Consider the following 3,432-nt stretch of genomic DNA (forward strand, 5'->3'; position numbering starts at 1 on the left):
CTTCGGCGTCGAACCGCAGTCGATGCAAGCGCAGCGTCTATCGGCGCATTGCTGGGTCTGCCTCGACGGCAAGCCGGTGGTCAGCGACAAGCTTCCCGGCATGGTCGAGATCTATCGTCATCATGCCGATGCCGTAAAGGCGCGTCCCGCTTGACCAGACCTTCAGCCTGCTATGGCCTCAACGGCCTGATCCTTGGCATATCGGCCGAGCGCTCCGAGCTGTGGCAGGATTTCGACCGGATGCTGGGCAGCCTGCGCATAGGGGAACCCGTCGCGCCGGACTTTCGTCTTGAGATCACCGAAACAGACACGCTGGACGAGACACCCAATGGATCCCTGGTCTTCGATGGCGAGGTGCCGGAGGATGGTCCCTGCCGGATGATCGAGGATGGCGGCATTGTCCATCTGGTCTTTCCCGGGCGCCAAACCGTTGCGATCAATGGTGGGGAAGGTTGGGCCGAACTCCGGATTAGCACCGGTACGAAAGCCGCCTGGACGCCGTCGATGTTGGTCCTGGATGCCGCGCTCGACGCCGGTGGCCAGCATATGCTGCATACGGCCGGGCTGACCTTGCCTGACCGCGATGCGGTGGTGCTGATCCACGCCCCGAGCGGCACCGGCAAGACCACGACGTCGCTGGCGCTGGCAACACAGGGCTTTGGCCTCTGCTCCGACGACGCCATGATCCTGAATGTCGCTTCGGGCAAGGTTGTAGCCTGGGGCTTGCCGCGCGCCGTCAAAATCCACCGGAAGACTGCCGAAATGATCCCGCAGGTGGCGCCATGCCTTGGCCAGACGTGGGATCGCAACGGCGAACAGCCGGTCTCGTTAGAACGGTTGGGCGGTATCATCCGGGTGGAAAACGCATCCGCCCGGCCGGTGGCGGCGCTTCTGCACCTGGCGCGTTCCGCCGACGGGCAGACCCGGCTCGTCGCCATGGCCAGGACCGACGCGATGGTGGCGCTGGCAGTCGACAATGTCCGCACCGGCATGACCGGGCTGCTGCCGATGCAGAAGCGCAGGCTGGCGACCATCGCCGGGCTGGTCAATGCGGTGCCGACCTTCCAGCTCGAAGTAGGCGCGCGCCCGGCTGACGCTGCGGCGCTGATCCGCGGCACCCTGGATTGACGTCAAGTCAGGCTACTTGCGGCCTGGCCTTGGCCAATCTCTGAATCCACCGGAAGGCGTCGCGGCGCAGGCGCGAGCCCAGTCTGTCCCTGGAATTGACGCCAAGCAGCGTATTCGTTGTGATCAGCCGCCTGGCCAGCCGTATGGAGAGGTCGGGCTTGATGCGGCCGGCGAGTTCGAGCGCGCGGCTCTCGTCGAACAGCTGGCCGGTCACATTGAGCACGATTGCCAACTCCAGTTCGATGCCGGTCATACGGGCAGCGTCGAACAGGCGTGCTTCCGCTTCGGGTGATTGCAGCGCCCGCACGCCTTGCAGCACGTCCACGCAAAGCTGCAGGCGGTGGAATTTGTGGCCGCCGGCGGCGTGCACGATGGCGATCGTTAGAAGAGCCGCCGGCGTGTCCGTGGCTTCGCCGTCGATGGCGCGCAATTCAGGGAAACCCAGCGACAGGCGCCGCCGCATGCCGGTGTCATGCACGAGGTCGCCATGCAGTTCGACCAGCAGGCTGGAATTCTCTTTTTCCAACCATTTGAATTCCTGCAATTCGTAGGATTCGGCCTCGTTGCTGCCAAGCTCGAAGCCGCATGCCGCGATCACCTGGTTTGCCCTGGCCAGATTGGCGGGTTCGACCAGGATGTCGATGTCGGTGAAGGGCCTGTCGGCGACGTTGCGGTAGAGCTTTCGCGCGAAGACGGGTCCCTTGACGATCCGCGCCGGAATATTGTCCGCCGCCAGTCCCTTCATGATGCGGTCGCCATGATACTTCAACAGCATCGACTGGCCGGTGGCGATCGTTGCCTTCTGGCGCAGATCCTCCAGCTTGCCGTGCAGGTCGGCATCCGCTGGCAGCCGCGCGTCCCCGCTGAGCTTGCGCAACATGATCGGCAGCACGCCGTGAAACTCGGCATTGTCGAGCAGCGCCGTCAGCGTCTTTGCCGACAAATCTTCGCCGCCTGCCGCCGCCTCGGGGTCAGCGAAGCGCAGCAAGAGTCTTTCTTGGGCGGAAGTAAGCGGTGGCAGCATCAACCCAGCTAGCATTGCGAGCAAGTCAGGAATGGTTGCAGAAAAGCCTAATGTAAGCCAGCTTTTACATGCCCCAGCGCAGCGCCGCAGTGTGTACCGGCGCGTCCCAGAATGCGGTCGTCTCGTCGTCGAGCATGGTCAGCGTGATCGAGCAGCCGGCCATATCGAGCGAGGTGACGTAGGAGCCGACCAGCGAACGGGTCACCGTCACGCCATGCTTCTCGAAGATTAGCCGTGCGCTGTTGTACATCAGATAGAGTTCCATCAGCGGCGTGCCGCCGAAGCCGTTGACGAACAGCAGCGCCGGGCCTTTCGCTTTGTCGCCGAGATCGCCGAGGATCGCGGCGCAAATCTCCTGCGCGATCGCATCGGCGCTTTTCAGCGCATCGCGCCGGCGGCCGGGCTCGCCATGGATGCCGACGCCGAACTCCATCTCGCCGTCGCCGATATCGAAAGTCGGCTTGCCCGCCGCCGGCACGGTGCAACTGGTCAGCGCCACGCCCATCGAGCGGGTAGCAGCGTTGACGCGGTCGCCAAGCGCCTTCAGCGACGCCAGAGCCAGGCCATGTTCGGCCGCCGCGCCGACGATCTTTTCCACCACCAGCGTGCCGGCGACGCCACGCCGGCCCGTCGTATAGGAAGAATTCTCGACCGCGACATCGTCATTGGTCACGATCTGCTGGACGCCTTCCGACATTTCGGCCGCCATCTCGAAATTCATGACGTCGCCCTCATAGTTCTTGACGATGAACAGGCAGCCGGCGCCGGTGTCGACGGCCTCTGCCGCCGCCAGCATCTGGTCCGGTGTCGGCGAGGTGAACACCTGGCCGGGGCAGGCGGCGTCCAGCATGCCGTGACCGACAAAGCCGCCATGCAGCGGCTCGTGACCGGAACCGCCGCCGGAGATCAGCGCCACCTTGCCCGGCCGCAAGGTCTTGCGGCGGATGAATTTGTGCTCGTCGCCGAGCACGAGGATGTCGGCATGGGCGGCGACGAAGCCGTCGAGGCTTTCGGTCAGCACCGTGTCCACCGAATTGATAAACTTCTTCACGGCCGTCTCCTCCCGAAATAGGCCTTCCAAAGCAATTCCAGGAAAAGTGTATCGCGGTTTTCCGTCCGGAATTGCGTAAAACAAGAGTTCGATCAGCCACTCTTGCCGGTGATGCTGGTGATCTTTTGGATAAAATCGTTCACCGCCTTATCGAGCGCGGCGTTCTGCTTGTCGTCGCCGAAATCCGGCACGATCAGCGAGACATGCCGCGTCTTGCGCATGCCTGATG

Annotated in this window: 3 protein-coding genes; 1 reads left to right on the forward strand and 2 read right to left on the reverse strand. The window is 63.6% G+C overall.

Annotated features, from left to right (window positions below; all coding sequences use genetic code 11):
- The first annotated feature begins 150 nt into the window (after positions 1-150).
- Positions 151-1,128: a hypothetical protein gene (locus tag EN969_RS22505; RefSeq protein WP_063169892.1), complete on the forward strand. Its 978-nt coding sequence runs from the start codon at positions 151-153 to the stop codon at positions 1,126-1,128.
- Positions 1,129-1,135: 7 nt separating this feature from the next.
- Here EN969_RS22505 and EN969_RS22510 read toward each other — a convergent pair whose 3' ends face one another.
- On the reverse strand, positions 1,136-2,152 hold the full coding sequence (locus EN969_RS22510; protein WP_063169893.1) for a nucleotidyltransferase family protein: 1,017 nt from the start codon (positions 2,150-2,152) through the stop codon (positions 1,136-1,138).
- A gap of 64 nt (positions 2,153-2,216) precedes the next feature.
- Complete coding sequence (gene dhaK, locus EN969_RS22515; protein ID WP_027164278.1) at positions 2,217-3,203, reverse strand: dihydroxyacetone kinase subunit DhaK; 987 nt, start codon at positions 3,201-3,203, stop codon at positions 2,217-2,219.
- Positions 3,204-3,432: the final 229 nt, after the last annotated feature.

The sequence above is a fragment of the Mesorhizobium sp. M7A.F.Ca.CA.003.01.2.1 genome (assembly GCF_003998945.1).
GTDB lineage: Bacteria > Pseudomonadota > Alphaproteobacteria > Rhizobiales > Rhizobiaceae > Mesorhizobium > Mesorhizobium ciceri.